Genomic DNA, 26,216 nt, shown 5'->3' on the forward strand with positions numbered 1-26,216 from the left:
TGCCCGGATGGGAACGCGCGTGCCCCCTCGCCGTTGGCTGTATGGGCGTTCCGGGCGCGAGCCGCACGGCCGCAAGCGCCGGATCAATGACTTGCGATGGCCGGTCGTTGCTCCGGGTTTACCCAGCCGTGCGCGCGATCACGACCAGGTGGCGCTCGGCGTCGAGCCCCGGCACGCGCAACGGGTGCGAGGCTTGCAGCGCCCAGCCGGCGGGCAGCGCGGCGAGCTCGTCCGCCGGGTGCACGCCCTTCATCGCCAGCAGGCGGCCATCGGGCTTGAGCAGGTGGCCGCCCAGTTCGAGGATCAGCGGCAAGGTCGCGAGCGCGCGCGCGGTGATCGCGTCGTACGCGCCGGGCTCGTCCACCGCCTCGATGCGCGATTCGGCCACGCGTGCGTCCTTCAGGCCCAGCTGGCGGATCGCCTCGCGCATGAAGCGCGCCTTCTTGCCGTTGCTCTCCACCAGCGTGACCTTCAGGCCCGGCTTGACGATCGACAGCGGAATCCCCGGCAGCCCCGGCCCCGTGCCGAGGTCGGCGAGCGTGCCGCCGCGCGCGGCCAGGTCGTCCACGAACGGATGCATCGCCAGCGAATCCAGCAGGTGCTTGACCACCATCTCGTGCGGATCGCGCACGGCGGTGAGGTTGTAGGTTTTGTTCCAGCGCACCAGCAGCGCGAGGTAGTCCAGCAGCGGCGCGGACACGGTGGCCGGGTCGAGGCCGAGCGCGCGCAGGCCGTCGTCGAGCGTGCGGCGCAGCGTGGCGTCGAAGGGGGCGGGGGTGGTCATGGAGCAGGGATTCGGGATTGGGGATTCGTAGGGCGCGCACAGGGTACCGGACCGCTTCGGGCGCCGGTTCCTACGCATCCCGAATCTCCACTCCCGGATCCCGGCTTTCCCGGCTTCTCCACGCCAACGCACCCAGGTACTCCGTCTCCGGCCGCAGTTCCCGCAGCGACCAGTCCTGCGCCGGCCCCAGCTCCGGGTCGCATTCCACCAGCCGCAATCCCTCCGGCCCGTCGGCGAACCGCAGCCGGTGCAGGCCGAAGGAAATGCCGTGGCCGTGCGCCTTCAGGACCGCTTCCTTGGCGCACCACAGGCGCAGGAAGCCGTGGTCGCGCACCGCCGCCGAGGGCGCCGCGTGCAGCCAGGCCAACTCCGGTGCGGTGAAGAACCGCTGCGCCAGGTCGAGGGCGCGTTCGCGCGCGCGGACGCGCTCCAGGTCGATGCCGAGCCGCACGCCGCGGCCGAGCGCGATCAGCAGCCCGTCGCCGCTGTGGCTCCAGTTGCAGTCCCACTCGGCGAAGGCGCCTTCCAGCCGCGGCCGGCCGCGCGGGTCGCGGGACAGCGGCAGCGCGTCCGTGTCCACGCCGAGTTCCGCCGCCAGCCACTGCCGCGCCAGCGGCTCGGCCGGGACGCGCGGAGCGTGCGGGCGCCAGGCCCAGCGCACCGGGGCGCCCTGCGCGGTTGGGGGAAGGGACAGGGACATGAACCAGGCGACTGGGAGCGGGAACGGCGGCCAGCGTAAAGTAACGGCAGGGGAAGCGGCGTCGCCGCAGTACACCAGCCAGAACGCCAATGTCCGCGGTCGTCGAAGAATCCAGTCCCGTCCATGCCCTGCCCGTGCCGTTGATGCACGGTGCGGGCGCGCTCGCCATCGCCTTCGACGAGGGCGGGCACGCGATCGATCGCGCGATGTTCGCCCGCCACGTGCGCGCGCTCGCCGCGGCGCTGCCGCCCGCGCGATTCGCGCTGAACCTGTGCGAGGACCGCTACCGCTATCTCGTCGCCTTCTGCGCCGCCGCCGTGCGCGGGCAGACGACGCTGATGCCGCCGTCGCGCGCGCCGGCCGTGGTCGACCAGGTGCTCGCGCAGCACCCGGACAGCTACTGCCTCACCGACGTGGATCTCGCGCCGGCGCCGCCGCATTGCGTGCGCATTCCGGAGCAGCTCGGGGAACTCGACGGCGAGCCGCCGATGGTCGACGCCGACGCCCGCGTCGCGATCGGCTTCACCTCCGGCAGCACCGGCCAGCCGCGCGCGTACGCCAAGACGTGGACCAGCTTCCGCACCAGCACCGCGCAGAACCTCGCCGCGCTCGACGGCCTGCTGCGCGAGGACGTCACGCACGTCATCGCGACCGTGCCGCCGCAGCACATGTACGGCATGGAGATGTCGGTGCTGATGCCGCTGCTCGGACCGGTCGCCGTGCACGCCGCACGACCGCTGTTCCCGGCCGACGTGGCGCGCGCGCTGCACGATTCGCCCACGCCGCCGCTGCTGGTCACCACGCCCGTGCACCTGCGCGCGCTGGTCGCGTCCGGCCTCGCGCTGCCGCCGCTGGCCGGGATCGTCTCGGCGACCGCGCCGATGCCGCCGGAACTCGCCGCGCAGGCCGAGGCGCGCTACGGCTGCGAAGTGCGCGAGGTGTTCGGTTCGACCGAAACGTGCGTCTTCGCCCGACGCCGCACCGCGCGCGACGACGCGTGGACGCCGCTGCCGGGCGTCCGACTCGCGCCGCAGCCCGACGGCACGGCCGTGCATGCGCCGCACCTCGCCGAGCCAATCGTGCTGGCCGACCTGATGGAAGTGCATGCCGACGGCCGCTTCGAACTGCGTGGCCGCAACGCCGACCTGCTGGAAATCGCCGGCAAGCGCGCTTCGCTGGGCGATCTCACCCGCAAGCTGCTTGCGGTGCCGGGCGTGGAGGATGGCGTGATGTTCCAGCTCGACGCGGAGGATGCGATGGGCATCCGCCGCATCGCGGCGCTGGTGGTCGCACCCGGGATGGAGGAAAGCGCGATCCTGCACGCGCTGCGCCAGCAGGTGGACCCGGTGTTCCTGCCGCGCCCGCTGCGTCGTGTGGAAACGCTGCCGCGCAACGAGACCGGAAAGCTGCCGCGTCATGCGCTGGAGGCACTGCTGCATGCGCATGAGGTTGCGGTGGGTTGACGGGCTCCCGGCGTCAGGACGAAAGCCGGGTTGGTGTCACGTCTTCCGCAGCCGATCGCCTGAAGCCACCTTCACCGTCATTCCAGCGAAAGCGGGAACCCATTTGCCTTTGCCTGCGTTCTTGTAGCCCGGGTAAGTGAAGCGCACCGCGCCATCGTGCAACCCGGTTGCCGCCGTGATGAACGCGCCGCAGCGCGCTGCACCCTCTACGTGCGCACGTTTTTTTTCGACGATACGTCACGCCTCCCCGGGTGCGCTTCGCTTACCCGGGCTACAAAAGTACATCGCCGTCCGGGAATACCGCGATCCCGGGATGACGTTGATCGGGCTGACCCGCTCCGCGCATCGGCAGGCCAACGTGCGGCTTAACCCAGCTCCACCCACGCCGGCGCGTGATCGCTCGGCCGGTCCCACGTCCGCGGCTCGCGGTCGATGCCCGACGCCACCGCGTGCGGGCGCAGCGCTTCGGACACCAGCGTCAGGTCGATGCGCAGCCCCAGGTTGCGGCGGAAGCCGCCCTGCCGGTAATCCCACCAGCTGAACTGCTTCTCCTCGGAATTGAGCGCGCGGTACGCATCGTGCAGCCCCAGCGACACCAGCCGCTGCAGCGCATCGCGCTCGGCGCGAGAGGTCAGGATGTGCGCGTCGTTCCACACGGCCGGATCGTGCACGTCGCGCTCGTCCGGCGCGATGTTGAAATCGCCCAGCACGATCATGCGCGGATGCGTGACCAGCTCCTGCGCCAGCCAGTCGTGCACGGCTTCCAGCCAGCGCAGCTTGTAGGCGTACTTCTCGGTGCCCACGTCCTGTCCGTTCACCACGTACAGGTTGACGATGCGCAGGTCGCCCACGGTCGCGGCGAGCACGCGCTTCTGCTCGTCCTCGAAGCCCGGCACGCCGACCTGCACGTCCACCGCGCGCTCGCGCGAGAGCACGGCCACGCCGTTGTAGGTCTTCTGCCCGGCGAACACGCTGCGATAACCCATCGCGATCAGCGGATCGTCCGGGAACTTCGCGTCCTCGAGCTTGGTTTCCTGCAGCGCGACGATGTCCGGCGAGGACGCGGCGAGCCACTGTTCCAGGTGCGGCAGGCGCACGTTGAGCGAATTGACGTTCCAGCTGGCGATCTTCATGGCGCGCAGTGTAGCGAGCCGATGCGTCCGGCACACTTCGCGCGATGCCCACCTGCCGCGCGGCGCGGCATACTCGGGCATCACTTCCGAGCAAGCCGCCGCCATGCACTGGATCGATCTTCGCAGCGACACCGTCACCCGGCCCACCGACGCCATGCGCGAGGCGATGATGCGCGCGCCCGTCGGCGACGACGTGTACGGCGAGGATCCTTCCGTCAACGCTTTGCAGGCGCGGCTCGCCGACGAACTGGGCTTCGAGGCCGGCCTGTTCGTGCCGAGCGGCACGCAGTCCAACCTGATCGGCCTGATGGCGCATTGCCAGCGCGGCGACGAATACATCGTCGGCATGGACGCGCACACCTACAAATACGAAGGCGGTGGCGCGGCGGTGCTGGGTTCGATCCAGCCGCAGCCGATCGTCCATGCGCCCGACGGCACGCTGCCGCTGGACGCCGTGGAGCGTGCGATCAAGCCGATCGATCCGCATTTCGCGCGCACCCGCCTGCTGTGCCTGGAGAACACCTGGCACGGCCGCGCGCTGCCGCTGCGGTACCTCGCCGATGCGCGTGCGCTGTGCGATCGCCGCGGCCTTGCGCTGCACCTGGACGGCGCGCGCATGTTCAACGCGGCCGTCGCACTGGGGGTCGCGCCGTGCGAGATCACGCGGCATTTCGACAGCGTCTCGGTGTGCCTGTCGAAGGGCCTCGGCGCGCCGGTCGGATCGGTGCTGCTCGGCACGCACGCGCTGATCGAATCGGCGAAGCGCTGGCGCAAGGTCGTCGGCGGCGGCATGCGGCAGGCGGGCATGCTGGCGGCTGCGGCGTCGTTCGCGCTGGACCATCATGTGGCGCGACTCGCCGACGACCACGCGCGTGCCGCGCGCCTGGCCGACGGATTGCAGGGATTGAACGACATCCAGGTCGTCGCGCAGCACACCAACATGGTGTTCATCGACGTGCCGGTGGAGCGTCACGACGCGCTGCGCCGCGCGCTGGACGATGCGCACGTTCGTGTTTCGATCGGCTACACGCCGGCGATCCGGCTGGTCACGCATCTGGACGTGGATGACGAAGGTGTGGCGCGAACCGTCGAGGCGTTGCGGGCGTTCGCTTCGCGCTGACGTGGTCGCGCGTCCGCTTCTGCAGCCCGGGTAAGCGAAGCGCACCCGGGATCGCGGGCGCCTCCCCGGGTGCGCTTCGCTTACCCGGGCTACAAGAGCTACTCAGCTGGACGCGTTCGTACGGCGTAGCCGCTACTTCGACAGCACCCGCACCATCCGATCGACGAAACCCCGATACGGCGGCTTCAGAAGATCGCTCCCCGCGAAGCCGCGCTGGCGGAACACCGGCAGCAGCTTGCTGAACGTGTCGAAGCCGGTGCGGCCGTGGATCGCGCCGATACCGCTCGGGCCGATGCCGCCGAACGGCAGGTCGTGCGCGCCGAAGTGCAGCAGCGTGTCGTTCACCGTGACGCCGCCGGCGAGCGTGCCGGACACGATCGCGTCGATGCTGCGCGCATCGTTGCTGAAGGGGTACAACGCAAGCGGGCGATCCATCGAGCGGATGCGTTCGATCGCCTCGTCCAGCGTGCGGTACGAGAGCACCGGCAGGATCGGCCCGAAGATCTCATGACGCATCACCTCGCTGTCGGCCGGCGGTTCGGCCAGCAGCGTGGGCGGGAACACGCGTTCGCGTTCGAACCGTGCGCGCGCCTGTGCGTCGAGCCCCGCGGTCAGCGGCTCGAGCACGATCGTGCCGCGGGCGCGCGCATCGTCCACGTAGCCGCGAAGCCGTGCGTACTGCGCGTCGTTGATGATGCGGGTGTAATCCGGCGTCGTCGCATCGAAGCCCGAATAGCGCGCGCGCAGCTCGGACGTCAGCGCCTCCACGAACGCGCCCGCGCGCGCTTCGTCGACCAGCACGTAATCCACGCCGATGCAGGTCTGCCCGGCGTTGAACCACTTGCCGGTGGCGATGCGCGCGGCGGCCTTGGCGAGGTCGAAATCCGGGCACACGACCGCCGGTGCCTTGCCGCCCAGCTCCAGCGTCACCGGCGTGAGGTTCGGCGCGGCGGCGGCCATCACCTTGCGGCCGACCGCGGTGGAACCGGTGAACAGCAGATGGTCGAACGGCAGCGCGGCGAACGCGGCGCCCACCTCCGGGCCGCCGAGCGCGACGGCGACGCGATCTGGCGGGAACACCTGCGCGAGCAGGTCGCGCAGCCACTGGCCGGTGCGCGGCGTGTGTTCGGATGGCTTGAGATAGACGTGGTTGCCGGCGGCGATCGCCGACACCAGCGGCACCAGTGCGAGGTTCACCGGGTAATTCCACGGCGACAGGATGCCGACCACGCCCACCGGCTCGGGCACGATGCGCGCGCTCGCCGGCCAGAATCGCCAGCCCACCGCGGCGCGGCGCGGCTTCATCCAGCGGCGCAGGCGCCCGAGCGCGTGGTCGATTTCCGCCAGCACGATCATCGCCTCCGACAGCAGGTTCTCGTGCTGGCTGCGATGGCCGAAGTCGGCGCGGATCGCCGCGTCCATCGAATCGATGCGCGCGCGGAACTCGTCGCGAAGGCGCCGCAGGTCGGCGCGACGCTGCGCGTGGTCGGGCTTGCGGGCCTGCCACGCGGCGCGAAGGCGTTCGCGGGTGGCGGCGAGTTCGTCCAGCGGCGTGTCGGCGGTGATGTCCATGCGGACGAGTGTAGTCCCGCGCCATGGCGCTCCGGAGGGGCGAAAGCGGCGCACGGCGGGGGGCGGGACGGTCGGGTTGTGAATGGGGATGCCGGATTCGGGATTCGCAAAACCGGCGGGTCCTTGGCCGTACGAGTCACTGGCTCCCAGCAGCGCAGGAATGACGTCTGAAAAGCTGTTGTCGAATCCCGAATCCCGAATCCCGAATCCCGAATCCCGAATCCCGAATCCCCAACCCCGCGCTAGACTTCCCCGCATGACCCTGCGCCCCTACCTCGACGCCTTTCCCACCCTCGGCGAACGCGTCTACATCGACCCGGCGGCGACGGTGATCGGCGACGTGACGCTCGGCGACGACGTGTCCGTCTGGCCGGGTTGCGTGATCCGCGGCGACGTCAATTCCATCCACATCGGGGCGCGCACCAGCGTGCAGGACGGGACGATCGTCCACGTCACCCACGAGGGGCCGTACACGCGGCCGGGCGGGCTGCCGACGGTGGTCGGCAACGACGTCACCATCGGCCACGGCGTGATCCTGCACGCCTGCACGCTCGACGACTTCTGCCTGGTCGGCATGGGCGCGCGCATCCTCGACGGGGCGCGCGTGCACCGGCACGGTTTCGTCGGCGCGGGCGCGGTGGTCGCACCGGGCAAGCAGGTCGGCGAGGGCGAGCTGTGGCTGGGCAGTCCGGCGCGCTTCGTCCGCCGGCTAGACGACCGCGAGATCGAACAGTTGCACTACAGCGCCGCGCACTATGTACGATTGAAGGACCGCTACCTCGGCATGACCGGGTAGCGGGCGGCAGGTCGGGCAGGGGGCCGCGATCGCCGCATCCACCGGTGCCGGGACGGCATCGCGAACGCAATGGGGACTACATGGAAGGTTTCGAGTATCGCAATCCCTATGCGGCGCCCGCCGCGCAGGTCGTCGCGCCGGCCGATCACGAGGCAGGGCTGGAACCCGCCGATCGCGGCCGTCGCCTGGCCGCCTACCTGATCGACCTGGGCATCTATCTCGCGCTGCTGCTGCCGGCCTTCATCGGCCTGCTGCGGTACAAGCCCGAGCGCGGCATCGGTGCGCTGGGTGGCTCGCTGATCATGTTCTCGGTGGTGTGCGTGATCGCGCTCTTCGTTTACTGGTGCGTGCTGATGCACCGCGAAGGCCAGAGCATCGGCAAGCGCGCGATGGGCATGCGCGTGGTGCGCACCGACGGCAGCCGCGCGGGCCTGCGTCGCATGATCGTGCTGCGCTATTTCGTGCCCGGCCTGATCGGCGGCATTCCGTACGTGGGCTGGGTGTTCTCGCTGGCCAACGTGCTGTGGATCTTCGGCGAGGAACGCCGCTGCCTGCACGACCTCATCTGCGACACGATGGTCGTCAACGTCTGATGCTCGACACGTACCGGGAAGTCGTGACGCCGGAGGGCGTGGCCCTCCACCTGCCCGCCGCCGGCCCGGTGCCGCGCGCGCTGGCGTGGCTGGTCGACTTCCTCATACGCATGGCCGTGATGATGGTGATGGGCATGTTCCTGGGCGCGTTCGGCCGCGGCGGCATGGGCTTCTACGCGGTCGGGATGTTCCTGGTGTACTGGTTCTATCCGATCGTGTTCGAGGCGATGTGGGACGGCCGCACGCCGGGCAAGCGCTCGCTCGGCCTGCGCGTGATCGCCGCCAACGGCGCGCCGGTGGGCTGGCTCGCGGCGTTCACGCGCAACCTGCTCCGCGTGGTCGACATGCTGCCGCTCGCCTACGCCACCGGGCTGGTGTCGAGCCTGCTCGATCCCTGGGGCCGGCGCCTGGGCGACATGGTCGCCGGCACGCTGGTCGTGCACGAGGCCCGCCCGCGCGAACCGCAGCCGGCGGCCGTCGATGCCGCGATGGCGCCGTCGATCGCGCTGCGTCCGTACGAACAGGCGGCGCTGGTCGCCTTCGCCGAACGCGGCCCGCGCCTGAGCGAAGCGCGCCAGGCGGAACTGGCGGACCTCGCCGAACCGCTCACCGGCGCGCGCGGCACGCTCGCGGTCACGCGGCTGTATCGCATGGCGAACTGGTTGCTGGGGCGGAGGTGAGAGACGTGATCCGGGATCGGGGATTCGGGATTCGCAATGCGCCATCGCGTGGCTGCGGGCTGCTGCGCGACGCAACGGAATCCGGCTGTCCCGCAGATCGCGACATCGCATCCCGAAACCCCAATCCCGAATCCCGGCTTCAACCGCCATGAAGCAGGAACACTTCGTCCAGCGCCATCAGGCCGAATGGATCGCCTTCGAGCACTGGCTCGACGCGCGCGGCGAGAGCGCGCGCAAGGCGCGCACGGAGCGGCGCAACTGGCACGGCCTGCACGACGCCGACATGCCATCGCGGTATCGCCGCCTGTGCCAGCAGCTCGCGCTCGCGCGTCGTCGCGGCTACAGCCCGGTGGTGACCGACCGGCTGCAGGCGCTGATGCATCGCGGCCACGGACTGCTGTACCGCACCCCGGTACCGCGCTGGCGCCGCGCCGCGGAATTCCTGATCGCCGGCTTCCCGCGCCTGGTGCGCGCCGAACGCGGCTGCATGCTCGCCGCGTTCGTGCTGCTGTGGCTGCCGGCGGTGATCATCTTCGCCGCGATCCAGCACCAGCCGGAGCTGTCGTCCTCGCTGTTCGATCCCGTGCAGCTGATGCAGTTCGAACGCATGTACGACCCGGCCGATCCCGCGCGCAAGCTCGGGCGCGATTCGGGCACGGACGTCGCGATGTTCGGCCACTACGTGTGGAACAACGTCAGCATCGGTTTCCGCACCTTCGCCAGCGGGCTGCTCGCGGGCATCGGCGCGATCGTCGTCCTGCTGACCAACGGCGTGATGATGGGCGGCGTCGCCGGGCACCTGCAGGCGGTGGGACATGGCGATCCGTTCTGGCGCTTCGTCGCCGCTCATTCGGCACCGGAACTGACCGCGATAGTCATCGCCGGCGGCGCCGGCCTGCGGCTCGGACTGTCGCTGATCGCGCCCGGCCAGCTCCGGCGCGTGGACGCGCTGGTCGCCGGTGGACGACGCGGCGCGCTGCTGTGCGTGGGCGTGTTCGCGATGCTGGTGTTCGCCGCGTTCGTGGAAGCGTTCTGGTCGTCGATCGCGTGGATGCCGGCGTGGATCAAGTACAGCGTCGGCGGCGCGCTGTGGACGCTCACCCTCGCGTGGCTGCTGCTCGGCGGCCGGCACCTTCCGGTGGAGGACGCGGGCGCATGAGGATCGAATCGCTCACCGTCGCGCTGCGTCCGCGCACGCCGTGGGAGGCGGTCGAGCTCGGCACCGCGCTGGTGCGCCGCCATGCGGCGGCGATCTGGAAACCGTGGCTGCTGCTCACGCTGCCGTTGTTCGCGCTGTGCAACGCGCTGGCGTGGTCGCTCGATGCGTTGTGGCTGGGCGGATTGCTGATGTGGTGGCTGAAGCCGGCGTTCGACCGCATCCCGCTGTTCGTGCTGTCGCGCGCGGTGTTCGGCGACGTGCCGACGACCCGGCAGACGCTCGCGGCGCAGCGCAGCTGGGGCCGGTCGTGGCTGCCCGCATACCTGCTGTGGCGGCGGTTGAGCCCATTGCGTTCGATCAACCTGCCGGTGGACCTGCTCGAAGGCGCGCGCGGCCAGGACGCGCGCGAACGCCGCCGCGCGCTCGGTGCGCCGGTCAACGGCGTCGGCATGCTGGTCACGCTGGTGTGCCTGCATTTCGAACTGGCGGTGTACGTGGGCGTGGCGACGCTCGCGGTGGTGTTCGTGCCCGGCGACTACGTGCAGCAGACGATGACGCGCGCCTGGGCCGTGCTGCGCGAATCGCCGCCGTGGATCGGCCTGCTTTCCAACGCGCTCGCGTGGATCGCCGCGACGCTGATCGAACCGTTCTACGTCGGCGCGGGCTTCGGCCTGTACCTCAACCGCCGCACCGAAGTGGAGGCGTGGGACATCGAACTCGCCCTGCGCCGCCTGCGCGATCGCCTGCTGCGCGGCGCGACGCCGATGGTGCTGCTGCTCGCGCTGGCCGTTGCATTCGCGCCGGGCTGTGCACACGCGCAGGATGCAGGCGAGGTGCGCGACGGCGAACGCGTCGTCGCCCAGGCCGACGACGCGGACGAAGCGCCGCGCGTCACGCTCGAACAGGTCTTCGGCCAGGTCGCCGACGAAACCGGCCTGCGCGAGGGCGTGCACGCGCAGATGACGCCGCAGCCCGCACCGCCGCCGACGATCGCCTCGCCCGGCGGCGTCGGCACCGCCGGCGGGCAGGGCGTCGCGAACGGCAGCGGACGCGCGCTCGCCGGCGACGCCAGCCTGCGTCGCGCGGTGAAGCGGGCGTACGCGGACCCGACCGTCACGCCCAAGCGCAAGGTCGTGTCGTGGAAGAAGCGCAACGCGAAGAAGGACGAGCCGAAGAAGACGCCGGATGCGCCGCCGCTGCGCGCATTGGGCGAATTCCTCGCGATGATCGGCGAGTACGGCCTGTGGATCGTCTTCGCCGCGCTGGCGGTCGTGCTCGCGGTGACCGCGCCGCGCTGGCTGGCGTGGTTCCGCGGCGGCCTCGCGCGCGAAGGCCGCGAGCCCGACGAAGTCCGCCGCGATCGCGCCGACGAACCACCGCCGCCGCTGCCGGAAGACATTCCCTCCGCCATCCGCCGCCTGTGGCGCGAAGGTCGCCAGCGCGAGGCGCTCGCGATGCTGTACCGCGCCAGCGTCGAGACCATGGTCGCGCGCACGCAGGCCGTGCTGGTACCCGGCGCGACCGAGGCCGAAGTGCTGCGCGCCTCGCGCAAGCTGCCGCTCGGCGAGGATCGCGACGCCTTCGCGCGCGCGGTGCGCACGTGGCAGTACGCGGCATACGCGCACAGCTTCCCGGCGGGCGAGGATTTCGAGGTACTGCTGGGCGAGCTCGCCGCGCGTTTCGGCTGGAGCGCCTCCGCACGTCCTGATGCGAGCGTGCCCGCATGAGGCTCACGCGCAGGCACGGACTGATCGCGCTCCTCGCCGTCGCCGTCCTCGCGGCGCTGGCGGCCGGCTACGCGTGGTGGCAGCACAATTACGAACGCACCGAGGAATGGGTCGACCTGCCGCGCACCGGCGAGGCCAGGCGCAATCCGCTGTACGTGCTCAAGCTGGCGCTGATCGCCGACGGCGTGAAGGCGCAGGCGCGCGCCCGCCTGCAGCTGGACGGCGTGACGCTCGGACCGCGCGACACCGTGCTGCTCTACAACGACCCGCGCACGCTCACCGCGAAGGACTCGGCCGCGCTGCTGGAATGGGTCGAGCGCGGCGGCCACCTGCTGCTGCGCACGCCACCGCCGGGACCGCTGGACCTGGAGCAACCGCTACCGGTGCTCGAGGCGTTCGGGGTGTATCCGCGTTCCGACCAGCTCTGCGCCGGCCTGGACGTGCAAGGCGAGGATCCGCACGTCGAGTTCTGCCGCGGCCGTCGCCTCGACGTCGAGGACCTCGAATCGACCGCGTCGCTGCATTGGGGCGAGCCGGACATCGGCTACGTCTTCGTACGCGTTCCGCACGGGCGCGGCACGCTCGACGTGCTGTCCGACTTCGATTTCCTCGACAACGATTCGCTGAAGGACGGTCCGCACATCGCGCTGACGCGGCAGCTGCTCGATCCGAACTACCGCGCCGGCACCGTGCACCTCATCTACGAAGCGCGGATGCCGTCGTTCTGGATGACGCTGGCGCGCGACCACTGGCGCATCTGGCTGCCGTTGCTGCTCGCGCTGCTGGCGTGGTTGTGGCGGCGCTCGCAGCGCTTCGGCCCGCTGCTGGCCTCGCCGGCGGTGGAGCGGCGCTCGCTGCTGGAGCACGTCACCGCCAGCGGCGAACACGTCTACCGCTACGGCTACGCGCACCTGCTGCACGAAGCCGCGCGCAAGGCCTTCCTCACGCGGCTGCGCCGTCGCGATCCGCAGGCCGCCGCGCTGGACGGCGATGCGCAGGCGGCGATGCTGTCCGAACGCTTCGGCCTGTCGCCGGGCGAGATCCGCGACGCCCTCTCCACGCCCATCGCGCGCGACCACGCCGCGTTCCGCAGCCGCATCGCGCTGCTGATGCGCATGCGCAACTCACTCTGACTTTCGACCGGGAAACCACACCATGAACGCCGACGCCGCTCCCGCTCCCCTCGTTCCGATCACCGGCGACGCCCTGGCCGCGCGTGCGGCCGCGGTGCGCGACGAGGTCGGCAAGGCCTTCATCGGGCAGGAGGCGGTGCTCGACCAGATCCTCATCGCGCTGCTCGCCGGCGGCCACGTGCTGATCGAAGGCGTGCCCGGCCTGGGCAAGACGCTGCTGGTGCGCGCGCTGTCGCGGGCGATCGATTGCAGCTTCGCGCGCGTGCAGTTCACGCCCGACCTGATGCCCAGCGACATCAGCGGCCACGCCGTGTGGAACCCGAAGACCGAGACGTTCAACATCCGTCGCGGCCCGGTGTTCACCCACCTGCTGCTGGCCGACGAAATCAACCGCGCGCCGGCGAAGACGCAGTCGGCGCTGCTGGAGGCGATGCAGGAACTGCAGGTCACCATCGAAGGCCACAGCTTCCAGCTGACGCCGCCGTTCCTCACGCTCGCCACGCAGAACCCGGTCGAGCAGGAGGGCACGTACCCGTTGCCCGAAGCGCAGCTGGACCGCTTCCTGCTGAAGGTGCTGATCGGCTATCCCACGCGCGCCGACGAGAAGCGCATGGTCGCCGCGGTGAGCCAGGGCCGCGCGGCGTCGGACTTCGACCTGTCGCAGGTGGCGCGCGTGCTCGGGCCGCAGGAGATCGTCGCCATGCAGGCCGGCACCGCGCGGGTCGCCGTGGACGATGCGGTGATCGACTACGCGGTGCGCATCGTCGCCGCGACGCGCGACTGGGCCGGCATCGCGCTCGGCGCCGGCCCGCGCGGCAGCCTCGCGCTGGTGCGTGCGGCACGCGCGCAGGCGGTGCTGTCGGGTCGCGATTTCGTCACGCCCGACGACGTCCGCGAGATTGCCAAGCCCGCGCTGCGCCACCGCATCGCGCTGGCGCCGGAACTGCAGATCGAAGGCCAGTCGCCGGACGACGTGCTGCACGCGTTGCTGGCGAAGGTCGAGGCGCCGCGGAAGTAAGCGCATCCACCCACCGAACGAAGGAGCGAACGCGTGAACGAGTCCTACAATCCGTATGAAGTCGCGCCGATGTCCCGCGCGGACGCCGCCGCGGCGCCGCGCCCGGAACGCGACGCGATCGACGCGCTGCGCGTGTCGGCCACGTGGAAGCGCCGCTTCCGGCTGATCGACAAGGCCGGCGGCCCCGAGCTGCCGCACCTGCGCGATCTCACGTTCGGCGAGCGCATGTCGATCAACTTCAGTGTCCTGGGCTTCTTCTTCGGCCCGATCTATTACCTGTGCAAGGGTTTGTGGCGGCCGGCGATCGCCTACTTCGGCGTCGCGTTCCTCATCGCGTTCATCGCCGCACTGGCCGGGCTGGACTTCCTGGGCAAGGCGGCCGGCTACGGCAGCGCGGCCGTGTACGCGATGCGCGCCGGCATCCTGTACTACCGCAAGAAGGTGCTCGGGGAGGAGCCGTGGTTCTAGCATTGCCTCGCCCCGCGCCGGTCGCGCTCGCACTGTTCGTGCTGTGGTCGATGCACGGGCTTGCGGTGGCGTTCGGCGTGGCGACGGCGGATTCGTGGACGCTCGCCGGCCTTGCGCTGCTGGGCCTGCTGCTGCTCGATCTCGCGCTGCTCTGGCGCGCGCCGACGCCGCATGTAGAACGGCGTCTCGCCGATACCTGGCCGATCGGCATCGAGCGGCCGGTGACGCTTGTGCTCGAAGGCGCCGGACGCCAGCGCCTGGACGTGTTCGACCTGCATCCCGGCGGCTGGCGCATGCAGGGATTGCCGCGTCGCCTGTCGCTGCGTCGCGGCGAACAGGCGAGTTTCGACTACCACCTGCGCGCCAATGCGCGCGGCGATTTCCGCTTCGACGGCGTGCAACTGCGCCTGCATTCGCCGCTGCGGCTATGGTGGCAGTCGCGCGTGGCGGGCGATGCGCAGGACGTGCGGGTGTTCCCCAACTTCGCGCCGCTGGCGAAGTTCGCGATGTTCAGCGCGGACCAGGCGTCGCGGCTGGTGGGCGCGCATCTGCGGCGGCGGCGCGGTGAAGGCACCGATTTCCACCAGATGCGCGAATACCGCATCGGCGACAGCCTGCGGCAGATCGACTGGAAGGCGACGGCGCGGGCGCGCCGGTTGATCTCGCGCGAGTACCAGGACGAGAAGAACCAGCAGCTGGTGCTGCTGCTCGACACCGGCCGCCGCCTGCTCGCGCGCGACGGCGAGCTGGCGCATTTCGACCACGTGCTCGATGCGGCGCTGGTGGTGGCGTATCTCGCGCTGCGGCAGGGCGATGCGGTGGGCCTGCTCGCCAGCGGCGGCGCCGGCGCGTGGGTGCCGCCGCGCCGCGGCGTGGGCGCGATCGACGAACTGCTGCGCGCGACCTACGCGTTGCAGCCGCAGCCGGTGGCGACGGACTTCCTCGCCGCGGCGACGGACCTGTCGGTGCGGCAGCGGCGGCGTTCGCTGGTGATGCTGGTGACGAACCTGCGCGACGAGGACATGGACGACCTGCTCGCGGCGGTGACGATGCTGCGCAAGCGGCACCTGGTCTGCGTGGCGAGTCTGCGCGAAGGCTCGCTCGACGCGGCGTTGGCCGAACCGGTGCAGGACCTCCCCGGCGCGATCCGCGCGGGCGCGACGGCGCAGTACCTGGACCAGCGCAACGCGGCGCACGAGGCGCTGCGCAACCATGGCGTGATGGTGCTGGACGTGGCGTGCAACGAGCTGGCGGCGTCGCTGGTGGAGCGGTATCTGGCGGTGAAGCGGGACGGGTTGTTGTAGGGGTTGTCCGTGGTGTGGGGCGATGGGGTTTTGTTTCCGCTTGCGCTCCCGCTTCGGGGCACTCCATCGACGGCTCCACGATCTGCTCGGAAGACGGTGCCGCTCTTGTAGCCCGGGTAAGCGGAGCGCACCCGGGGAGCCGTACAGCGCTCCGTAGCGCTCCGGTGCTCCGAACCCGGGTGCGCTTCGCTTACCCGGGCTACAAAAACGGGTGCGGTGAAGTTCGCACAGCCCCGATCTCGCCCAATCACCCCGCCGGCCGCGTCAACCGCTCCAGCTCCAGCAACGTCTCCATCGCCGCCTCACGCGACCCCCCGCACATCTCCGCCCGGGGCCGCAGCGACGCGCAGAACGCCGGCCGTTCGGGCGAGCCGAACAAGCGGCAGCGATACTCGTCGTCCAGCTGCACGCACGGCATGCCGGCGGGTTTGCCATGCGGCATTCCCGGAATCGGCGAGCTGATCGACGGCGCGATGCAGCACGCGCCGCAGCCGGCGCGACAGTCCATGACGGGTTGCTCAGTCGGCGGTGACGAGTTCGGCGCGATGTTCGCGCAGGATCTCGTACACCTCGTCCGTTTCCGGACGCACGCCGTGCCAGCGCAGGAAGCTTTCCGCCGCCTGTTCCACCAGCATGCCCAGGCCGTCGATGCAGTCGTGCGCGCCGGCCGCGCGCGCCCAGGCGAGGAACGGAATCGCCACCTCGCCATAGCTCAGGTCCACCGCCGCGGTGCGCGGATTCGCCAGCGCGATCGGCAGCGACGGCAGGCCGTCGGCGCGCGCGGCGGAGGTCGCGTTCACGATCAGGTCGAACGTGCCCAGCGTGTCGACGTCGCGCAGGTAGCGCGGATGCACGCGGCCGGGCATCGCCAGCGCGTCGGCCAGCGCATCGGCGCGCTCGGGCGTGCGGTTGACGATGTAGAGATCGCCGATCCCCGCATCCAGCAACGCCGGCGCGACGCCGCGCGCGGCCCCGCCGGCGCCGATCAGCAGCGTGCGGCGCGAGCGCAGGTCCAGGCCCTGGCGTTCGGTGAGGTCGCGCACCAGGCCGACGCCGTCGGTGTTGTCGCCTTCCCAGCCGGTGGCGGTGCGCACCAGCGTGTTCACCGCGCCGGCGCGGCGCGCGCGTTCGGTCAGCGTCGTGCAGACCGGGACCGCGCGGTTCTTGTGCGGAAGCGTGACGTTGGCGCCGAGGCCGCCTTCGGCCGCGAACTCCGCGACGATCGCGTCGAACAACTCCGGCGGCGCGTCCATCGCGGTGTATTCCAGCGCGATGCCCGCCTGCCGGCCGAACGCCGCGTGGATGCGCGGCGACAGCGAATGCGCGACCGGATGGCCGATGACGGCGAAGCGCTTGACCGCGGCCGGATTTGCGACGGAGGCGAAGTTGGACACGGGGGACCCTCGCATAGACTGGAGTTCACACACTCAGGAGACGCACGATGCCACACGTCCCGGCCTTGGTTCGAAGGCGCCGCCGGTTCCGGCACATCCTGGCGCCCGGCGTGGCGTGCGCGATCGCGCTGTCCGGGCCGGCTGCGGCCTTCCTGTCCGAGTTCGGCATCGAAGGCATGGGCGTGGTGTCGACCAGGGCCAGCGAGATCCGCGGCAGCGTCAGCCCGGACGGCCAGCATATCGTCTGGGGCAGCACCGATCGTGAAGGCGGCGCGGGCGGCTGGGATCTGTGGCAGGCGCGCCTGAAGGACGGCCGCTGGCAGGACGCCCGTCCGCTGCCGCTCAATTCGAAGGCGAACGACTTCGACCCGCTGTTCAGCGCGGACGGTCGCTGGCTGTACTTCTTCTCCAACCGCCCCGGCGGCGTGGGCGGCGACGACCTGTATCGCGCGGCGGTGAACGCCGACGGCAGTTTCGGCACGCCTCGGAACCTCGGTCGCGGCGTCAACACGCGCGGCGACGAATGGGCGCCGACGCCCGCGCGCGACGGCCGGTCGCTCCTGTTCGCAAGCGATGGCCACGGCGGCGCGGGCGGGCACGATCTGTTCGTCGCGCGGTGGGATGGCAACGCGTTCGTCGATGCGAAGCCCGTGGCTGGCGTGAACACGAAGGCCGACGAGTTCGATGCCGCATGGCTCGGCGACGGCCGCACGCTGGTGATTGCGCGCTCGCAGGACCCGGCGACGAAGCCGGTGCGGTTGTTCCTCGCGCATTGCGATGGCGCGCGTTACGCCGACGCGGGGCCGCTGGCGCTGTCGTTCAACACGCCGGATGCGACGACGCTGGGTCCCGCGGTGGACTGGAGCAAGCCGGGCGAGTTGCTCATCAGTGGCACGGCGAAGTCGCCGCGCGCGGGGAAACTGGATGTTTACCGGATGAAGGCGCCGGCGGTGGAAGGGAAGGCGGGGTGCGTGGAGTGATGTCCAGGCGCTCTTGTGGCCCGGGTAAGCGAAGCGCCCGCCGGGCCCCGGGTGCGCTTCGCTTACCCGGGCTACAAAAGGCGTTTTCGTCGGACGTGGCTGGGGGCTAAAGCCCGCCCGCCACATCCACCAGGCTGCCCGTCATGTACGACGCCTCGTCCGACAGCAGCCACACGATCGCGCGCGCGATCTCCTCCGCTTCGCCGCCGCGCTGCATCGGGATGCGCGCCTTCACGCGATCCACGCGGCCCGGCTCGCCGCCGCTGGCGTGGATCTCGGTGTAGATCGAGCCCGGGCGCACGCAGTTCACGCGGATGCCCTCGGCCGCGACTTCCTTCGCCAGCCCGACCGTAAGCGTGTCGATCGCCGCTTTCGACGCGGCGTAGTCGATGTACTCGTTCGGCGATCCCAGCCGCGCGGCGACCGAGGACACGTTGACGATCGCGCCGCCGTGACCGCCATGCCGCGTCGACATGCGCCGCACCGCTTCGCGCGCGCACAGGAAGCTGCCGACGACGTTCGCGTTGAACACGCGCGTGAGGCGCTCCGCGTCCATCTCTTCCACGCGCATCTGCCGTTCGAGGATGCCCGCGTTGTTCACCAGCGCCGTGACTTCGCCGAAACGGCGGTCGACCTCTTCGAACAACCGCATCACGTCCGCCTCGCGGCCGACGTCGACGCACACCGCCATCGCTTCGCCGCCTTCGCGCGCGATCGCGGCGACCACGTCGTTCGCGTCCTGCTCGCGATGGCGATACGCGATGCACACGCGGTAACCGGCGCCCGCCGCGAGCTTCGCGGTCGCAGCGCCGATGCCGCGGCTGCCGCCGGTGACGATGGCGATTCGTTTGGGTTCCATGGTCACCCGCGGTGAGGAAAGGAGTGAATAGCGAGAAGTGCGCGTCAGTGCGCGCTCACTCCTCACGTCCGCCGTGGCTTGTCTGCTTCAGGTAAACATGCTGCGACTTGATCCGGACAAATCCGGCGCCTTCATAGAACGGATGCGATTCCGCCCGCACCACGTTGGATCGAACGAGCACCTCGCCGATGCCGATCGCGCGCGCCCAGTCCTCGGCCGCGCGCACCAGCCCCTGGCCGATGCCACGACGGCGCGCCGCATCATCCACGACGAGGCCGACGATCTCCACGCGATCGCCGGTTTCCAGCATCAGGCGGCGCTCGATCGCGATGAAGCCGAGCAGGCGGATGTCGTCGTCGGTGGCGACGATCACCGGATGATCGGCGGAAATCAGCAGCCGGCGCAGGCGACGCGCGAACGCGTCCGCGTCCTGCGGATAGCCCAACTGCGCGGAGAGCCGCGCGAGTTCGGCGGCATCGCCGATGCGCGCACGCCGCAGCGTTGCCGCGTTGGCGACCTCGCTCACGCCTGCTCTTCGCGCAGCCAGCGCGCCGCGTCGAGCGCGTAGTACGTCAGCACGCCATCCGCGCCGGCGCGCTTGAACGCGAGCAGCGCTTCCATCGCGGTCGCGCGCTCGTCGAGCCAGCCGTTCTGCGCGGCGGCCTTGAGCATCGCGTACTCGCCGCTCACCTGGTACACGTACGTCGGCACGCGGAACTCGTCCTTCACGCGACGCACGATGTCCAGGTACGGCATGCCCGGCTTCACCATCACCATGTCGGCGCCTTCGTCCAGGTCGAGCGCCACTTCGTGCAAGGCTTCCTCGCCGTTCGCCGGGTCCATCTGGTAGGTGTACTTGTTGCCCTTGCCCAGCGCGGCGGCCGAACCGACGGCGGCGCGGAACGGGCCGTAGAACGCGCTGGCGTACTTCGCGCTGTAGGCGAGGATGCGCGTGTTGACCTGGCCCGCGTCCTCGAGCGCGCCGCGGATCGCGCCGATGCGGCCGTCCATCATGTCGCTGGGCGCGACCACGTCGGCGCCGGCCTGCGCGTGCGAGAGCGACTGGCGCACCAGCGCCTCCACGGTGTCGTCGTTGAGGATGTAGCCGCTCTGGTCGAGCAGGCCGTCCTGCCCGTGCGTGGTGTAGGGATCGAGCGCGACGTCGGTGATCACGCCCAGCTCCGGGAAGCGCTGCTTCAGCGCGCGCACGGCGCGCTGCACGATGCCGTCGTCGGCCCAGGCGATCGCGCCGTCGTGCGTCTTCTTCTCGATGTCCGGCACGCCGAACAGCGTGATCGCGGGAACGCGCAGTTCGCTGCACTGCTCGGCGACGCGCAGCAGTTCGTCGATGGAGAGGCGCTCGACGCCCGGCATCGACGCGACCGCCTCGCGGCCGTCGCGCTCGTGCACGAAGACCGGATAGATGAGGTCGTTGGCGGTGAGGACCGACTCGCGCATCAGGCGGCGCGAGAACTCATCGCGGCGCATCCGCCGCGGACGTGCGTGGGGGTAGGTGCTCATGCGGGCATTGTACGCCTCATCAAAAGGCCAACCCTCCGCAGGCGATGGCGCTACTCCCTCCCCTGCGGGCAGGGGGACGAGCCATACACCCGATACCGCAAAGGCACCAGCCTCAGCTCGCTGCCCGGCGCCGGCGTCGTCAGGCCCGGCGTCGCCGCGAAATCCAGTTCGACCGGCCGCGCCTGCCCTTCGACGTGCAGCTCCAGCGTGATCCGATCGGCGAGGCGATGCGCCGCGACCACGCGCGCGCCGATGCCCTCATCGCCTTCGCCCGGCGCGATGTCGTGGGCGCGCGCATACAGCCGCGCCGCGCCGTCCGCCACGCCGTTGGCGCTGAACGTGCGCGCATGGCCCGGCAGGTGGAAACGGCCGTCGCGCACCTCGCCTTCCAGCACGTTCGCGCGGCCGATGAAATCGAACACGTACGCCGACGCCGGATCGCTGTAGATCTCGTCCGGCGTGCCGACCTGCTCGATGCGGCCTTCGCGCAGCACGACGATGCGGTCGGCCAGTTCCAGCGCTTCTTCCTGGTCGTGGGTGACGAACAGCGTCGTCTGCCCGGTGCGTTCGTGCAGCTGGCGCAGCCAGCGGCGCAGTTCGACGCGCACCTTCGCATCCAGCGCGCCGAACGGTTCGTCGAGCAGCAGCACCGTGGGATCGATCGCCAGCGCACGCGCGAGCGCCACGCGCTGCTTCTGGCCGCCGGAGAGCTGTTCCGGATAGCGGTCGCCGAAGCCCGGCAGCTGGATCAGCCCGAGCAGTTCTTCCACGCGACGCGTGATCGTCGCCTTGTCCGGGCGCTTGCGGCGCGGACGGCTGCGCAGCCCGAACGCGATGTTCTCCGCGACCGTCATGTGCTTGAACAGCGCATAGTGCTGGAACACGAAACCGACGTTGCGTTCGCGCAGGCTCAGTCGCGTCGCGTCGTCGCGGCCGAACAGCACCTGGCCGGAATCGGGATGCAGCAATCCGGCGATCACGCGCAGCAACGTGGTCTTGCCCGAACCCGACGGCCCCAGCAATGCGACCAGCTCGCCGGCGGCGACGTCGAGGTCCACGCCGTCGAGCGCCGCCACGCCGGTGTAGCGTTTGCTGAGCTGGCGCAGGTGCAGGTCCATGCCGCTCCGGGGCTGGCGTGCGGGGCCGTCGGCGCCGAGGGTGACAGGTTCCGCCGACGCGGTCGAATGCGCCGTCGTCACGGCCGCATGCGCGATGCGCAGGCCGTTGCCGGAGGCGTTCACCGGCGCGGCGATGTCAGTGTCGGCGATGGGATTTCGCAAGGGCGTCGCCATGGCGGGACTCCAGCCAGAACTTCAGGATGAGGGTGATGAGCGCGAGCCCGGCCAGCAGCGAGGCGGCGGCGAAGGCGCCGGTGCTGTCGAACTCGTTGTAGAGGATCTCGATGTGCAGCGGCAGCGTGTTGGTGAGCCCGCGGATGTGGCCGGACACCACCGACACCGCGCCGAACTCGCCCATCGCGCGCGCCGAACACAGCAGCACGCCGTACAGCAGGCCCCATTTGATGTTGGGAAGCGTGACGCGACGGAACATCGTCCAGCCGCCTGCACCGAGCGAGCGCGCCGCCAGTTCCTCGTCCGCGCCCTGCTGCTGCATCAGCGGGATCAGCTCGCGCACCACGAACGGGAAGGTGATGAACAACGTCGCCAGCACGATGCCCGGCCGCGCGAACAGGATCTTGATGTCGAAGCGTTGCAGCAGGTCGGCGAACCAGCCGTGCGAGCCGAACAGCAGCACCAGGCACAGGCCGGCGACCACGGGCGACACCGCGAACGGAAGATCGATCAGCGACAGCAGCAACTGCTTGCCGCGGAATTCGAACCGCGCGATGGCCCATGCGGTGAACAGGCCGAACACCGCGTTCACCGGCACCACGATCGCCACGGTGAACAGGGTGAGCTTCAGCGCCGACAGCGCATCGGGCTGGGTGAGCGAATCGAGCCACCTGCCGAAGCCCTCGGCGAACGCGGCGCCGAGCACCATCACCAGCGGCAAGACGACCAGCGCCGCCATCACCAGCGCGGCGAGCGCGATGAGCGACCAGCGCAGCCACGCCGGTTCCTGCAGGTCGCGGTCGGCGGCGTCATGCATCGCGGCGGGCTCCGCGTCGTTCATGCGCGAACAGCAGCGGGATGGCGTTGATCGCCAGCAGGCAGACGAACGACGCGACCAGCAGCAGCGCGGCGATCGCGATCGCGCCGGGGTAGTCGTATTCCTCCAGCCGGATCGTGATGAGCAGCGGCGCGATCTCGGTCTTGTACGGCAGGTTGCCGGCGATGAAGATCACCGACCCGTACTCGCCCAGCGCACGCGCGAACGCGAGCGAGAACCCGGTGAGCAGCGCCGGCAGCAGTTCCGGCAACACCACCCGACGCAAGGTGGTGATGCGCGAGGCGCCGAGCGACGCCGCCGCTTCCTCCTGCTCGCGGCCCAGCGCTTCCAGCACCGGCTGCACGGTGCGCACGGCGAAGGGCAGGCCGATGAAGACGAGTGCGATGACGATGCCGATCGGCGTGTAGGCGATCTTCAACCCGAGCGGTTCGGTGAAGCGCCCGACCCAGCCGTTCGCCGAATAGATCGCGGTGAGCGCGATGCCCGCGACGGCCGTGGGCAACGCGAACGGAAGGTCGACCAGCGCATCGAGCAGGCGCCGGCCTGGAAAGCGGTAGCGCACGACCACCCACGCCACCAGCACGCCTGCGGCCGAGGCGACCAGCGCGGCGGCGAAGGACGCGGTGAAGCTCAGTTTCAGCGAGGCCTGCACGCGCGGATCGTGGATCGCGCGCAGCCAGCCTTCCGTGCCGAGTCCCGCCGCGCGGATCGCCAGCGCCGCGAGTGGCAGCATCACCACGATGCTCAGCCACGCCAGGCCGAGGCCGAGGCTCAGCCCGAAGCCCGGCAACGGGCGTCGGCCCCGGCGCGCTAGCGGGAGAAGGGCGAGTGTGGACATGGCGTGTCGGCCGTTCGAAGGCATCGGCTTACCGCGGCCGATAGATCCGGTCGAAGAAGCCGCCGTCGGCGAAATGCTCCGCCTGCGCCTTCTTCCATCCGCCGAACGCCGCGTCGATGGTCACCTGCTTCACCTGCGGGAAACGCGACCGTTCCGCGGCCGGCACCTTGTCCGGCTCGGCCGGGCGATAGCCGTGCTTCGCCGCGAGGCGCTGGCCTTCGGGCGTGTACAGGAAGCGCAGGTACGCTTCGGCCTGTTTGCGCGTGCCATGCCGGTCGACGTTCTTGTCCACCCACGCCACCGGCGGCTCGGCCTTGATGCTCAGGCTCGGGACGACGATCTCGAACTTCCCGCGCGTGCCCGCATCGTTGAGCGTGAGCAGCGCCTCGTTCTCCCACGCGAGCAGCACGTCGCCGATGCCGCGTTCGACGAACGTCGTCGTCGCGCCGCGCGCGCCGGTGTCGAGCACGGGCACGTTCCTGAACAACCGGGTGAGGTAATCGACGACCTTGTCGCCGTCGCGATACTGCTGCGACGCCCACGCCCACGCCGCGAGATAGTTCCAGCGCGCACCGCCGGACGTCTTCGGGTTGGGCGTGATCACGCCGACGCCGGGCTTCACCAGGTCGCCCCAGTCGCGGATCTGCTTCGGATTGCCCTTGCGCACCAGGAACACGATCGTCGAGGTGTACGGCGCGCTGTTGTGCGGCAGGCGCGTCTGCCAGTTCGTCGGCAGCAGTTTGCCGTTGGTGGCGATGGCGTCGATGTCGGCGGCGAGCGCGAGCGTCACCACGTCCGCTTCCAGTCCATCGATCACCGCGCGCGCCTGCTTGCCCGAACCGCCGTGCGACGCGCGGATATCGAGCGTTTCGCCGGTCTGCTGCTTCCATTGCGCGGCGAAGGTCCTGTTGACCTCGGCGTAGAACTCGCGCGTGGGATCGTAGGACACGTTGAGCAGCTGCGCGTCCTTCGCGGACGCCACGCCGCCGGCAAGCACCATCGCCAGGCCGAGCACCGCATTGCGGAAGAAGGTCTTCATGGGTTCGATTCCGTGGAGAGGGTCAGAAGGAGAACTGCGCGCGCGTGAAGAACGCTTTCTCGTCCTCGCGATCGGCGCCATCGGCGGCTCCGCCGTCGAAGGCCGTCTGCGTGTAGTTGGCGACGAGCTTGAAGTTCGAGGTGAGGTACCAGTTCACGCCCAGCGCCCACGCGGTCGCCTTGCGCGCCGAATCGGCGGGATCGGCGAAGACCGGAAAGGCGTCGTCGTCGAGGGTGAGCGCGCCAACGCGCCCCACCAGTTCCCAGGCCCCCCAGCCTGCACCGCCGACGGTAAAAGGATGGTTAGGTCGCGCCACGCCCTTGTAACCGGCGTCCTCGCCGGTGAGCACGAAACTTGCCAGCAGCTGCCACGCGCTGTGCTGGAGCGATTCGCGCTCGCCGGTGGCGGGCAGCACGACGTCCTGCCTGGAACGGATGTATTCGCCCAGCACGCCGAATGCGTTGCGATACCAGTACGCCTGCGGCGACCAGCGCGTGCTCTCGCCGTCGGCGAGCACCGCGCTGCGATAACCGAAGAACTGCACCTGCCCCGGCGTGCGATAGCGCGGCAGGAAGCCGTTGCCGCCGCCTTCCTTGTCGCCGGTGCTCGCGCCGATGCCGAAGCCCAGGCCCGACAGCGCGCCGGCGCCGTTCTTCCACGGTTCGGCGAACACGCGTGCGCCGAACTCGAAGTTGTCGTCGGGATTGGTCGTCGCCGAATCGCGGCCGTCGACGGTGCCGTTGTACACGCCGGCGACGTAGGACACGGTCGAGTTCGCGACCTCGCCTTGCAGCTGCACGCCGATCTCGCGGCCCGGCGCCAGCTCGCTGGGGAAACCGAGTTCGACCATTTCGATCGCGCTGCTGGACTGCAGGCGCTCCAGTCCGACCGGACTCTTGGTCTTGCCGATGCGCAGCGTCGCCGCCGGACTGAAGCGCAGGTCGGCCCACGCGTCGAGCAGGGTGACGCTGTCGCCAGCCAGCTCGGGCGTGATGCGGAACGCGAGCAGCGGGCCCCACGTGCCATCGAGCGTGAGCTGCGCGCGCCGCCACAGGAAGGTGTCGTTCTGCGGGTCGGCGTCGTCGTCGATGTAGAAGCGGCCGTCGGCCTGCGCCAGGCCGCGGAACTTCAGTTCGACATCGCCCGGCGGCGGCGATTTGATCGACAGGCCCTTGTTCGCGCTGAGGCTCACCACCGGCGTGCTCGCGGCGCGGGCCTGCGCTTCCTCGGCCTGGAGGTCGAGTTTGCGTTCGATCACGCGCAGGCGCTGGTCGAGGTCGGCGAGCGCATTGGCGTCGCCGGGCGCGGCGCCGTCGGCCGGCGCGGTGCCCAGGCGCTGTTCGATGGCCTGCAGGCGGCGGGCGAGTTCCTCCACGGTGAGCGGCGCGTCCGATTGCGCATGCGCCGGAAAGGCCACCGCCGCGCATGCCAGCGCGATGCCGGCGAAGGCGGGGACGGTCGATCGTCGCGTTCGGGTGCTGGGCATGGCGGGTTCCTGGGGAAGGGGAGGCTTGCGGAGCGGCGCCGGCGATTCCGGCGGCACGGCGCGACTGTCGCCTTCCACCCCGTGAACGGACAAAGGCTCGTGCGTCATGCGGTCATGCCGAAGCGGTATGAGAGGGGGAGGACGCTAAGAAGGTGTGAAGCGTCCCCGGTGCTTCCTGGCCGCTCCCCTGCGCGCAGGAGATGGGTGAAGCGCTTGTAGCCCGGGTAAGCGAAGCGCACCCGGGATGAGCGTGACGGGCTCGGGGTGTGCTTCGCTTGCCCCGGGCGACGAAAGCAGGCACAAAAAAACCGGCGCCCGA

The 26,216-nt window shown here is 70.4% G+C and carries 26 protein-coding genes; 12 read left to right on the forward strand and 14 right to left on the reverse strand.

Features of this window, described 5'->3' with window-relative positions; all coding sequences use genetic code 11:
• Window positions 1–118: 118 nt before the first annotated feature.
• Window positions 119–784 (reverse strand): 16S rRNA (guanine(527)-N(7))-methyltransferase RsmG, encoded by a 666-nt coding sequence (gene rsmG / locus AC3ANK_RS00515; RefSeq protein ID WP_484171810.1) that lies wholly within the window; start codon window positions 782–784, stop codon window positions 119–121.
• A 70-nt stretch (window positions 785–854) separates the two neighbouring features.
• Window positions 855–1,484 carry a 4'-phosphopantetheinyl transferase family protein gene (locus AC3ANK_RS00520; RefSeq protein WP_484171811.1) on the reverse strand — a complete coding sequence of 210 codons (630 nt, stop codon included), beginning with the start codon at window positions 1,482–1,484 and terminating at the stop codon, window positions 855–857.
• 143 nt (window positions 1,485–1,627) lie between these two features.
• On the opposite strand from AC3ANK_RS00520, the gene AC3ANK_RS00525 reads away from it, so the two are divergent.
• Window positions 1,628–2,947: an AMP-binding protein gene (locus AC3ANK_RS00525; protein WP_484172907.1), complete on the forward strand. Its 1,320-nt coding sequence runs from the start codon at window positions 1,628–1,630 to the stop codon at window positions 2,945–2,947.
• 365 nt (window positions 2,948–3,312) lie between these two features.
• On the opposite strand, the gene xth is transcribed toward AC3ANK_RS00525, so the two are convergent.
• Entirely contained in the window at window positions 3,313–4,080 is a 768-nt protein-coding gene (xth, locus tag AC3ANK_RS00530; RefSeq protein ID WP_484171812.1) for an exodeoxyribonuclease III, read from the reverse strand.
• A gap of 103 nt (window positions 4,081–4,183) precedes the next feature.
• Here xth and ltaE point away from each other — a divergent pair, with 103 nt between their 5' ends.
• Window positions 4,184–5,200 (forward strand): low-specificity L-threonine aldolase, encoded by a 1,017-nt coding sequence (gene ltaE, locus AC3ANK_RS00535; RefSeq protein WP_484172908.1) that lies wholly within the window; start codon window positions 4,184–4,186, stop codon window positions 5,198–5,200.
• A gap of 132 nt (window positions 5,201–5,332) precedes the next feature.
• Here ltaE and AC3ANK_RS00540 read toward each other — a convergent pair whose 3' ends face one another.
• Window positions 5,333–6,772: a coniferyl aldehyde dehydrogenase gene (locus AC3ANK_RS00540; RefSeq protein WP_484171813.1), complete on the reverse strand. Its 1,440-nt coding sequence runs from the start codon at window positions 6,770–6,772 to the stop codon at window positions 5,333–5,335.
• A gap of 256 nt (window positions 6,773–7,028) precedes the next feature.
• Here AC3ANK_RS00540 and AC3ANK_RS00545 point away from each other — a divergent pair, with 256 nt between their 5' ends.
• From AC3ANK_RS00545 to AC3ANK_RS00585, 9 genes are all read left to right on the forward strand, one after another.
• Entirely contained in the window at window positions 7,029–7,568 is a 540-nt protein-coding gene (locus AC3ANK_RS00545) for a gamma carbonic anhydrase family protein (RefSeq protein WP_484171814.1), read from the forward strand.
• An 80-nt stretch (window positions 7,569–7,648) separates the two neighbouring features.
• Window positions 7,649–8,161: an RDD family protein gene (locus AC3ANK_RS00550; RefSeq protein ID WP_484171815.1), complete on the forward strand. Its 513-nt coding sequence runs from the start codon at window positions 7,649–7,651 to the stop codon at window positions 8,159–8,161.
• On the forward strand, window positions 8,161–8,841 hold the full coding sequence (locus AC3ANK_RS00555) for an RDD family protein (RefSeq protein WP_484171816.1): 681 nt from the start codon (window positions 8,161–8,163) through the stop codon (window positions 8,839–8,841). The genes AC3ANK_RS00550 and AC3ANK_RS00555 overlap by 1 nt, the downstream gene beginning before the upstream one ends.
• A gap of 148 nt (window positions 8,842–8,989) precedes the next feature.
• Window positions 8,990–10,000: a stage II sporulation protein M gene (locus AC3ANK_RS00560; protein ID WP_484171817.1), complete on the forward strand. Its 1,011-nt coding sequence runs from the start codon at window positions 8,990–8,992 to the stop codon at window positions 9,998–10,000.
• Window positions 9,997–11,727 carry a DUF4129 domain-containing protein gene (locus tag AC3ANK_RS00565; protein WP_484171818.1) on the forward strand — a complete coding sequence of 577 codons (1,731 nt, stop codon included), beginning with the start codon at window positions 9,997–9,999 and terminating at the stop codon, window positions 11,725–11,727. The genes AC3ANK_RS00560 and AC3ANK_RS00565 overlap by 4 nt, the downstream gene beginning before the upstream one ends.
• The gene (locus AC3ANK_RS00570; RefSeq protein ID WP_484171819.1) at window positions 11,724–12,860 is read left to right on the forward strand and encodes a DUF4350 domain-containing protein; all 1,137 of its coding nucleotides are present in this window, start codon (window positions 11,724–11,726) and stop codon (window positions 12,858–12,860) included. Before AC3ANK_RS00565 ends, AC3ANK_RS00570 begins: the two co-directional genes overlap by 4 nt.
• A gap of 22 nt (window positions 12,861–12,882) precedes the next feature.
• The gene (locus AC3ANK_RS00575; protein WP_484171820.1) at window positions 12,883–13,878 is read left to right on the forward strand and encodes an AAA family ATPase; all 996 of its coding nucleotides are present in this window, start codon (window positions 12,883–12,885) and stop codon (window positions 13,876–13,878) included.
• A 33-nt stretch (window positions 13,879–13,911) separates the two neighbouring features.
• Entirely contained in the window at window positions 13,912–14,346 is a 435-nt protein-coding gene (locus AC3ANK_RS00580) for a DUF2628 domain-containing protein (protein WP_320415218.1), read from the forward strand.
• A gap of 50 nt (window positions 14,347–14,396) precedes the next feature.
• Window positions 14,397–15,650 (forward strand): DUF58 domain-containing protein, encoded by a 1,254-nt coding sequence (locus tag AC3ANK_RS00585; protein WP_484172909.1) that lies wholly within the window; start codon window positions 14,397–14,399, stop codon window positions 15,648–15,650.
• Window positions 15,651–15,897: 247 nt separating this feature from the next.
• Here AC3ANK_RS00585 and AC3ANK_RS00590 read toward each other — a convergent pair whose 3' ends face one another.
• Together AC3ANK_RS00590 and aroE are read right to left on the reverse strand one after the other, a co-directional pair.
• Window positions 15,898–16,158 (reverse strand): YkgJ family cysteine cluster protein, encoded by a 261-nt coding sequence (locus tag AC3ANK_RS00590; protein WP_484171821.1) that lies wholly within the window; start codon window positions 16,156–16,158, stop codon window positions 15,898–15,900.
• A 10-nt stretch (window positions 16,159–16,168) separates the two neighbouring features.
• Window positions 16,169–17,044, reverse strand: a complete 876-nt coding sequence (aroE, locus tag AC3ANK_RS00595; RefSeq protein WP_320415217.1) for a shikimate dehydrogenase — start codon at window positions 17,042–17,044, stop codon at window positions 16,169–16,171.
• Window positions 17,045–17,091: 47 nt separating this feature from the next.
• Between aroE and AC3ANK_RS00600 the strand changes: the two genes are divergently transcribed.
• Complete coding sequence (locus AC3ANK_RS00600) at window positions 17,092–18,024, forward strand: TolB family protein (protein WP_484171822.1); 933 nt, start codon at window positions 17,092–17,094, stop codon at window positions 18,022–18,024.
• Window positions 18,025–18,130: 106 nt separating this feature from the next.
• Here the strand turns inward: AC3ANK_RS00600 and AC3ANK_RS00605 are convergent, their stop codons facing one another.
• The 8 genes from AC3ANK_RS00605 to AC3ANK_RS00640 form a co-directional block, all read right to left on the reverse strand.
• Window positions 18,131–18,883 (reverse strand): SDR family oxidoreductase, encoded by a 753-nt coding sequence (locus AC3ANK_RS00605; RefSeq protein ID WP_484171823.1) that lies wholly within the window; start codon window positions 18,881–18,883, stop codon window positions 18,131–18,133.
• A 55-nt stretch (window positions 18,884–18,938) separates the two neighbouring features.
• Window positions 18,939–19,409, reverse strand: a complete 471-nt coding sequence (locus AC3ANK_RS00610) for a GNAT family N-acetyltransferase (protein WP_484171824.1) — start codon at window positions 19,407–19,409, stop codon at window positions 18,939–18,941.
• The gene (gene hemB / locus AC3ANK_RS00615; RefSeq protein ID WP_484171825.1) at window positions 19,406–20,404 is read right to left on the reverse strand and encodes a porphobilinogen synthase; all 999 of its coding nucleotides are present in this window, start codon (window positions 20,402–20,404) and stop codon (window positions 19,406–19,408) included. Before hemB ends, AC3ANK_RS00610 begins: the two co-directional genes overlap by 4 nt.
• A gap of 50 nt (window positions 20,405–20,454) precedes the next feature.
• On the reverse strand, window positions 20,455–21,522 hold the full coding sequence (locus tag AC3ANK_RS00620) for a sulfate/molybdate ABC transporter ATP-binding protein (protein ID WP_484172910.1): 1,068 nt from the start codon (window positions 21,520–21,522) through the stop codon (window positions 20,455–20,457).
• Between the two features lie 136 nt (window positions 21,523–21,658).
• Entirely contained in the window at window positions 21,659–22,513 is an 855-nt protein-coding gene (gene cysW / locus AC3ANK_RS00625) for a sulfate ABC transporter permease subunit CysW (protein WP_484171826.1), read from the reverse strand.
• Window positions 22,506–23,372, reverse strand: a complete 867-nt coding sequence (gene cysT, locus AC3ANK_RS00630) for a sulfate ABC transporter permease subunit CysT (protein WP_484171827.1) — start codon at window positions 23,370–23,372, stop codon at window positions 22,506–22,508. The genes cysW and cysT overlap by 8 nt, the downstream gene beginning before the upstream one ends.
• A gap of 28 nt (window positions 23,373–23,400) precedes the next feature.
• On the reverse strand, window positions 23,401–24,411 hold the full coding sequence (locus AC3ANK_RS00635) for a sulfate ABC transporter substrate-binding protein (protein ID WP_484171828.1): 1,011 nt from the start codon (window positions 24,409–24,411) through the stop codon (window positions 23,401–23,403).
• Window positions 24,412–24,433: 22 nt separating this feature from the next.
• Window positions 24,434–25,897, reverse strand: coding sequence for an OprO/OprP family phosphate-selective porin (locus tag AC3ANK_RS00640; protein WP_484171829.1), 1,464 nt, complete (start codon window positions 25,895–25,897; stop codon window positions 24,434–24,436).
• Window positions 25,898–26,216 lie beyond the last annotated feature (319 nt).

The sequence above is a fragment of the Lysobacter sp. SCRH-1R genome (assembly GCF_057747855.1).

What these genes read in the sequence shown, in the direction of transcription:
- rsmG (WP_484171810.1), bottom strand. Translation starts at nt 784, where the DNA reads ATGACCACCCCCGCCCCCTTCGACGCCACGCTGCGCCGCACGCTCGAC.
- AC3ANK_RS00520 (WP_484171811.1), bottom strand. Translation starts at nt 1,484, where the DNA reads ATGTCCCTGTCCCTTCCCCCAACCGCGCAGGGCGCCCCGGTGCGCTGG.
- AC3ANK_RS00525 (WP_484172907.1), top strand. Translation starts at nt 1,628, where the DNA reads ATGCACGGTGCGGGCGCGCTCGCCATCGCCTTCGACGAGGGCGGGCAC.
- xth (WP_484171812.1), bottom strand. Translation starts at nt 4,080, where the DNA reads ATGAAGATCGCCAGCTGGAACGTCAATTCGCTCAACGTGCGCCTGCCG.
- ltaE (WP_484172908.1), top strand. Translation starts at nt 4,184, where the DNA reads ATGCACTGGATCGATCTTCGCAGCGACACCGTCACCCGGCCCACCGAC.
- AC3ANK_RS00540 (WP_484171813.1), bottom strand. Translation starts at nt 6,772, where the DNA reads ATGGACATCACCGCCGACACGCCGCTGGACGAACTCGCCGCCACCCGC.
- AC3ANK_RS00545 (WP_484171814.1), top strand. Translation starts at nt 7,029, where the DNA reads ATGACCCTGCGCCCCTACCTCGACGCCTTTCCCACCCTCGGCGAACGC.
- AC3ANK_RS00550 (WP_484171815.1), top strand. Translation starts at nt 7,649, where the DNA reads ATGGAAGGTTTCGAGTATCGCAATCCCTATGCGGCGCCCGCCGCGCAG.
- AC3ANK_RS00555 (WP_484171816.1), top strand. Translation starts at nt 8,161, where the DNA reads ATGCTCGACACGTACCGGGAAGTCGTGACGCCGGAGGGCGTGGCCCTC.
- AC3ANK_RS00560 (WP_484171817.1), top strand. Translation starts at nt 8,990, where the DNA reads ATGAAGCAGGAACACTTCGTCCAGCGCCATCAGGCCGAATGGATCGCC.
- AC3ANK_RS00565 (WP_484171818.1), top strand. Translation starts at nt 9,997, where the DNA reads ATGAGGATCGAATCGCTCACCGTCGCGCTGCGTCCGCGCACGCCGTGG.
- AC3ANK_RS00570 (WP_484171819.1), top strand. Translation starts at nt 11,724, where the DNA reads ATGAGGCTCACGCGCAGGCACGGACTGATCGCGCTCCTCGCCGTCGCC.
- AC3ANK_RS00575 (WP_484171820.1), top strand. Translation starts at nt 12,883, where the DNA reads ATGAACGCCGACGCCGCTCCCGCTCCCCTCGTTCCGATCACCGGCGAC.
- AC3ANK_RS00585 (WP_484172909.1), top strand. Translation starts at nt 14,397, where the DNA reads ATGCACGGGCTTGCGGTGGCGTTCGGCGTGGCGACGGCGGATTCGTGG.
- AC3ANK_RS00590 (WP_484171821.1), bottom strand. Translation starts at nt 16,158, where the DNA reads ATGGACTGTCGCGCCGGCTGCGGCGCGTGCTGCATCGCGCCGTCGATC.
- AC3ANK_RS00600 (WP_484171822.1), top strand. Translation starts at nt 17,092, where the DNA reads ATGCCACACGTCCCGGCCTTGGTTCGAAGGCGCCGCCGGTTCCGGCAC.
- AC3ANK_RS00605 (WP_484171823.1), bottom strand. Translation starts at nt 18,883, where the DNA reads ATGGAACCCAAACGAATCGCCATCGTCACCGGCGGCAGCCGCGGCATC.
- hemB (WP_484171825.1), bottom strand. Translation starts at nt 20,404, where the DNA reads ATGAGCACCTACCCCCACGCACGTCCGCGGCGGATGCGCCGCGATGAG.
- AC3ANK_RS00620 (WP_484172910.1), bottom strand. Translation starts at nt 21,522, where the DNA reads ATGGACCTGCACCTGCGCCAGCTCAGCAAACGCTACACCGGCGTGGCG.
- cysW (WP_484171826.1), bottom strand. Translation starts at nt 22,513, where the DNA reads ATGCATGACGCCGCCGACCGCGACCTGCAGGAACCGGCGTGGCTGCGC.
- cysT (WP_484171827.1), bottom strand. Translation starts at nt 23,372, where the DNA reads ATGTCCACACTCGCCCTTCTCCCGCTAGCGCGCCGGGGCCGACGCCCG.
- AC3ANK_RS00635 (WP_484171828.1), bottom strand. Translation starts at nt 24,411, where the DNA reads ATGAAGACCTTCTTCCGCAATGCGGTGCTCGGCCTGGCGATGGTGCTT.
- AC3ANK_RS00640 (WP_484171829.1), bottom strand. Translation starts at nt 25,897, where the DNA reads ATGCCCAGCACCCGAACGCGACGATCGACCGTCCCCGCCTTCGCCGGC.